The organism is Streptococcus pseudopneumoniae (assembly GCF_001074975.1).
GTDB lineage: Bacteria > Bacillota > Bacilli > Lactobacillales > Streptococcaceae > Streptococcus > Streptococcus pseudopneumoniae_D.
The window spans coordinates 1-5,852 of the sequence record NZ_JUUO01000104.1 but is presented as its reverse complement, the minus strand read 5'-3'; the positions used below and the strand labels follow the sequence as shown (position 1 = coordinate 5,852).

5 protein-coding genes and 2 pseudogenes are annotated in these 5,852 nt (G+C 39.9%); 2 read left to right on the top strand and 5 right to left on the bottom strand.

What is annotated here, in order from left to right; genetic code table 11:
• Positions 1-289, top strand: a 289-nt coding sequence (locus ADI86_RS05870; RefSeq protein ID WP_080983189.1) for a damage-inducible protein CinA, incomplete at its 5' end; no start/stop codon positions are given.
• A gap of 7 nt (positions 290-296) precedes the next feature.
• A pseudogene (locus ADI86_RS12260) lies at positions 297-665 on the top strand (hypothetical protein); the annotation flags it as partial.
• Between the two features lie 272 nt (positions 666-937).
• Here the strand turns inward: ADI86_RS12260 and ADI86_RS11160 are convergent.
• From ADI86_RS11160 to ADI86_RS05840, 5 genes and pseudogenes are all read right to left on the bottom strand, one after another.
• Entirely contained in the window at positions 938-1,372 is a 435-nt protein-coding gene (locus ADI86_RS11160; RefSeq protein ID WP_414717527.1) for a hypothetical protein, read from the bottom strand.
• 169 nt (positions 1,373-1,541) lie between these two features.
• Positions 1,542-2,906 (bottom strand): hypothetical protein, encoded by a 1,365-nt coding sequence (locus ADI86_RS12445; protein WP_275043689.1) that lies wholly within the window; start codon positions 2,904-2,906, stop codon positions 1,542-1,544.
• A 371-nt stretch (positions 2,907-3,277) separates the two neighbouring features.
• Positions 3,278-3,694, bottom strand: a pseudogene (locus ADI86_RS12515) (hypothetical protein); the annotation flags it as partial.
• A gap of 1 nt (position 3,695) precedes the next feature.
• A complete protein-coding gene (locus tag ADI86_RS05845) occupies positions 3,696-4,607 on the bottom strand; it encodes an Rpn family recombination-promoting nuclease/putative transposase (RefSeq protein ID WP_049532157.1) in 912 nt (303 codons plus the stop codon).
• Between the two features lie 195 nt (positions 4,608-4,802).
• On the bottom strand, positions 4,803-5,762 hold the full coding sequence (locus tag ADI86_RS05840; protein WP_049532156.1) for an Rpn family recombination-promoting nuclease/putative transposase: 960 nt from the start codon (positions 5,760-5,762) through the stop codon (positions 4,803-4,805).
• Positions 5,763-5,852 lie beyond the last annotated feature (90 nt).

The following is a 5,852-nucleotide window of genomic DNA, read 5'->3' as shown; positions in this document are numbered from 1 at the left end:
ACTGCTAGACTACAAGAGCTGGTCCGAGGAGGACAGGAAAATGTTTAGTCAACTACGTATGCGTGAAGAACAAGCCTTGTTAGCACAGGACTATGCCTTGGAAACAGCTAGGGCGGAAGGTATTGAACAGGGACTTGAACGTGGGAAAGTTGAAGGAAGGGAAGAAGGAAAACTCTTTGCCTTCTTAGATATGGTTCGCCAAGGTCTTCTGACTTCGGAGGTAGCTGGTCAACAACTGGGTATGACTGTCGCTGAGTTTGAGGCACTGTTGAAAAATCATCATAAATAAGACCTAAAAATACAGAGAAACCAGCAAAGACGAGGTTCGCAAGCCGTGGTTGGAGTTTTTCGGGAACAAACCCTTTACCCAAGAACCCGAGCGAGCCATCAGTCAGGCAGACCAACTGCTAGACTACAAAAGCTGGTCCGAGGAGGACAGGAAGATGTTTAGTCAACTACGTATGCGTGAAGAACAAGCATTATTGGCTCATGACTATGCCTTGGAACAAGCTGAAGAAAAGGGCTTAGAGCGTGGTCGAGCCGAGGGGATTGAACAGGGATTAAAAGTAGGTTTAGTAAATCTAGTCCGTCAACAGCTTCTGTCATCTGAGGTTGCGAGTCAGCAGCTAGGCATGACTGTCGCTGAATTTGAAGAGTTCTTGTAAAACAATACAATCACTAATAACATAAAAGTGAACAGGACTGAAATATTATCCTGTTCACTTCTTTCATTTACCCGAGACAATTCAAATTCATCCCAAACTCAAAAGAGAAGGCAAAAAATCCTTCTCTTTCATATCTCTTAACTAATTGGATTTTACATTTCACAAATGGAAGAGCGCCTAGAGATACTAATTATTTAACTGCAGTATTCTTAGTAAGTATCTGCTATAAAAAACTAAGCTAAAAATCTCCTAGTGACATAAACTAATTCAAACTACACCCACTCACCATTAGCGTTTACTGTGTAACCATCGATGGTTGTATTCACAGCCAAAGCACCTGATGGATATGAGTAATACCATTTACCGCTAACTTGGTACCAACCTGTCTTCATAGCACCTGAGCCAGCAAGATAATACCATGTACCACCATCTTGCAACCAGCCAGTTTGCATTTCACCTGAACCGTTTAGATAATACCATACTCCATCAACTTGCTTCCAACCAGTTTTCATCACACCAGTTTCATCCAAGTAATACCATAATCCATCTTTGACCCAACCTGTCTTCATCCCATCTTCTTTAGAGAAATAATACCAATCAAGCCCAATTTTCTTCCATCCAACATGACGATTTCCCTCATCATCAATGAAGAATTTTTTGTCAACCAGTAACTTTTTTACCGTCCTTGATATAATAGATTTTATCACCTTCGGTTTTGAACTGACCACTACTTATGCTATTTTTAGTAGTAGCACCATATTTTATTACCAAAAACTCAATATAGCACAGTTGACAAAGATCCAGAAAAACTGAATTTTTATGGTAAAAATAAAAAAGTAGGAAAAATCTCCTACTTTTTCTTTTTATTGAATTAGATTATTTAACCCATTCACCGTTTCCGTTAACAGTATATCCGCCTACAGTAGTATTAACTGCAAGGGCACCTGAACCGTCAACATAATACCATTTACCAGAAACTTCAAACCATTGGTTAGCTTTCATAGCACCTGAGTTTTCAAGGTAATACCATTTACCACTGTCTTGCAACCAACCAGTTTGCATTTGACCTGAACCGTTTAGGTAGTACCAAGTATTACCATCTTTAATCCACCATTTTTGCATTACGCCTTCAGCGTTAAAGTGGTACCATGCACCATCAACTAATTGCCAACCAGTAGCTTTTTGACCTTTTGTATTGACAACATAACCCCATTGTCCTTTATCATCTTTAACCCAACCAACTTTTACTTGGCTTGGAATATCATTAGATGCAGTGATAGAATCAAGATTGTATGTCAAACCATACTCAGCATAAGCTTCTTTTGCTGCTTTTTCAGCTGCTTCAAATGCGGCCTTAGCACTATCACGATTTTTACGAACATTGCCGTTTTGGTCACTTAGTTCTACAAGAAGTTTTGCTTTTTCTGCTTCTTTTTCCTCAAGTTTGCGATCTAATCCTGCAACTGCACGAGCATAACCAATAGAGTCATTAGATTGTTTTGCTTGAATTGCAGCAATACGAGCAGCAATTTCTGCTACTTCAACAATTGAAGCATCTTGTTTTGCAACAGATTCTTTGTAACGTTTTTCCGCAGTTTCAAGTGCTTTACCTGCATCTTTTGATTTCTTTTCAGCATCTTTAAATTTATCTTCAAGTGCTTTTAATTTAGCAGGATCTTTTTGACCAGCTTGACGAGCACTTGTCAAATCTAAGTCTGCTTCAGCTAGTGCTTTATCAGCTGCTTCTTTTTCAGTTTCTTTTTGATCACGTTCAGTTTTAAGTGCAGAAACAGTTGTAGCTACTGTAGCACCATTTTCATCTGTATATTCAGCATGTCCGTCAACAAACTTCTGTGCTACTGTCAAAGCTGCTTTTGAAGCATTTAGATATTTATCAAGCTGAGTCATATCACCTTCGATATCTGCAATTGTTTTTGAAGCAAGATATAGTTTTGTCAACTCATCTTGAACTGCACGAAGACGTGCTTCTACTGTAGAATAAGCTTTTTCTGCTTTTTGAAGCTTATTATAAGTCTCAAGAACTGCTCTATTTTTTGGTTGCAAAGCTGCCGTAATGTCTGCTGCTTTCTTAGCTGCAGCATCAGCTGCTTTCTTAGCTGCAGCATCAGCTACAGCTTGTTGTTGTTTGTCGTAATCAACTGTATAATCATCAGCTGAAACAGCTTGTACAGCACCAAATGCTGCGAGTGCGACTGCGCTTGTCAATAAAACTTTTTTCATCGTTTTATCTCCTTTGTTTTTCATTATATATTTTTCGTAAGACTATCTTACTACCATACAGTATATAAATATTTGCAGGATTTGTCAAGGGTTTTCTTCTAGTTTTTAAAGTTTTTACCTATTTTTAGAAAAAAAGGTGAAAAAAACATCTTTGTGAGAAAAATACCCGTCAAATACTGTATTTTTGAGTGAAAATCTCACAAACTAATCATCCTTGAGTAAAATCATTCATATCTAATCCACATAGACAGTTGGATAGAACTCACTTCCTTGGTATTATCTTATAAACCCTCATAAAAGTCAAGTAAAAACGGCAAGTATTCAGCTAAAACTTGCCATTTCATAAACTTTCTACTATATAAAGATTGAACTCATAATAAAGCTTCAAACTCAGCGAGAGTTATCCCCAATTGCTGGCTGGCAACTTCAGATGTCAAAAGACCTTGACGGACTAGATTTACTAACATAGCGAAACTTCCTTCAGCTTTCCCATGCTCTAATCCTTTTTCTTCAGCTTGTTACAAGGCATAGTCCTGTGCTAACAAGGCTTGTTCTTCGCGTCTGCGTTGTTCACTAAACATTTTCCTGTCCTCCTCGGACCAGCTCTTGTAGTCCAGCAGTTGGTCTGCTTGGCTAATGGCTCGCTGGGGATTCTGGGTAAATGGCTTATTCCCAAAAAACTCCAACCACGGTTTGCGAACGCTATCCTTGCTGGTTTCTCTGTATTTTTTTAATTACAAGAATACCATCTTGACTAGGTGGTTTTCCTGACCGTTATTTGTACTGGTCTCACAACAACGCCTCAAACTCAGCGACAGTCATGCCCAGCTGCTCACTCGCAACCTCAGAAGGCAAAAGACCTTGACGAACCATATCTAGAAAAGCAAAAACTCTTCCTTCAACTTTCCCACGTTCAAGACCACGCTCTAACCCCTGTTCAATGCCTTCTGCCCTAGCAGTTTCTAAAGCATAATCCTGAGCCAATAAAGCTTGTTCTTCACGCATACGTAGTTGACTAAACATCTTCCTGTCCTCCTCAGACCAGCTCTTATAGTCCAGCAGTTGGTCTGCCTGACTGATGGCTCGCTCGGGGTGCTGGGTAAAGGGTTTATTCCCGAAAAACTCCAACCACGGCTTGCGAACCTCGTCTTTGCTGGTTTCTCTGTATTTTTTTAATTCCAAGAATGCCATCTTGACTAGATGGTTTTCCTGTCCATTGTTTGTGATGGTTAAGACTTCACCTGTCGTGTCCTCTCGCATACTAAAGCTGTGAAAAGCCAAATCATCTTGGAAATAATTGCTGTCCACAATTGCGATTGCGTATACTGGTGCGATGTGTTTGTAACTTTGATGAGTATTGCCTTCTTGCTGGCGAATTTTTTCTAGATTTTGATTGACCTGACTACACAAATAAGCCCACAAGCGATTGATGAAAAAATTCTGATGATGCACCTGAATCTCAATAATTACCTGAGTGCCATTGTCCAACTCCGCCAAAACATCTATACTGGTATAGAAATCCTGAGCCGAGTACGACATGGAAGGTAAGACATGAATATTACTTCCCTCCAAAATGGTCACATTTTTGGCTGGCAAGTCCAGCATATCGCGAATAAATTGACAAGTGATTTCCGGATTGCTAAAGATTTTCTTAGCAACCAAATCGTTGGTCGGGCTGATGCCCGGATGACGTACAGTCATACTTTCTCTCCTTTCATTATACCATAGTTTTAAATCTAGGTTTACTAGATTCACTGCTACTATCTATTTATTCGGAAAAGAGAGGTGAAAGTTCAAATTTTCCTAACAAAAAAGATAGCCAATCTTTTTTACATCAAGAAATTTAGCTATCTTTTTAGTTATTTTCATATTACATAACGTTTGTCCACAGATTTCTTACTTATGCCTTTCTAACAGCGCCTCAAACTCTGCGACAGTCATGTTCAACTGTTGACTTGCAACCTCTGAAGTCAGAAGGCTTTGGCGTACCATATCCAGGAAGGCAAAGAATTTTCCTTCTTCCCTCCCTTCAACTTTCCCACGTTCAAGTCCACGCTCCAGTCCCTGTTCAATACCTTCTGCTCGACCACGTTCTAAGCCTTTTTCTTCAGCTTGCTCCAAAGCATAGTCCTGTGCTAACAAGGCCTGTTCTTCTCGCATACGTAGTTGACTAAACATTTTCCTGTCCTCCTCGGACCAGCTCTTGTAGTCTAGCAGTTGATCTGCCTGGCTGATGGCTCGCTCGGGTTGTTGGGTAAAGGGCTTGTTACCAAAAAACTCCAACCACGGCTTGCGAACCTTATCTTTGCTGGTTTCTCTGTATTTTTTTAATTCCAAGAATGCCATCTTTACCAGATGGTTTTCTTGACCATTGTTTGTGATAGTTAAGACTTCACCTGTAGTGTCCTCTCGCATACTAAATCTATGGAAAGCTTGATCATCTTGGAAGTAGTTACTATCTACAATTGCGATAGCGTATACTGGTGCGATGTGTTTGTAACTCTGGTGTGTATCACCTTCTCGTTGACGAATTTTTTCTAGGTTTTGATTGACCTGACTGCATAGGTAAGCCCACAGGCGATTGATGAAAAAATTCTGATGATGAACTTGGATTTCGATAATAACCTGCGTGCCATTGTCCAACTCAGCTAAGACGTCTATACTGGTATAGAAATCCTGCGCCGAGTACGGCAGGGAAGGCAAGACATGAATATTGCTCCCCTCCAAAATGGTTACATTTTTGGCTGGTAAGTCCAGCATATCGCGGATAAATTGACAAGTGATTTCTGGATTACTAAAAATCTTCTTAGCAACCAAGTCGTTGGTTGGGCTGATGCCCGAATGTCTTAGAATCATCCTTTTCCTCCTTTTATTATACCATAGTCTTATACTCAATGAAAATCAAAGAGCAAACTAGGAAACTAGCCGCAGGCTGTACTTGAGTAC

Coding starts and splice junctions, on each gene's coding strand:
- ADI86_RS05845 (WP_049532157.1), bottom strand. CDS start 4,607: ATGACTGTACGTCATCCGGGCATCAGCCCGACCAACGATTTGGTTGCT.
- ADI86_RS12445 (WP_275043689.1), bottom strand. CDS start 2,906: ATGAAAAAAGTTTTATTGACAAGCGCAGTCGCACTCGCAGCATTTGGT.
- ADI86_RS05840 (WP_049532156.1), bottom strand. CDS start 5,762: ATGATTCTAAGACATTCGGGCATCAGCCCAACCAACGACTTGGTTGCT.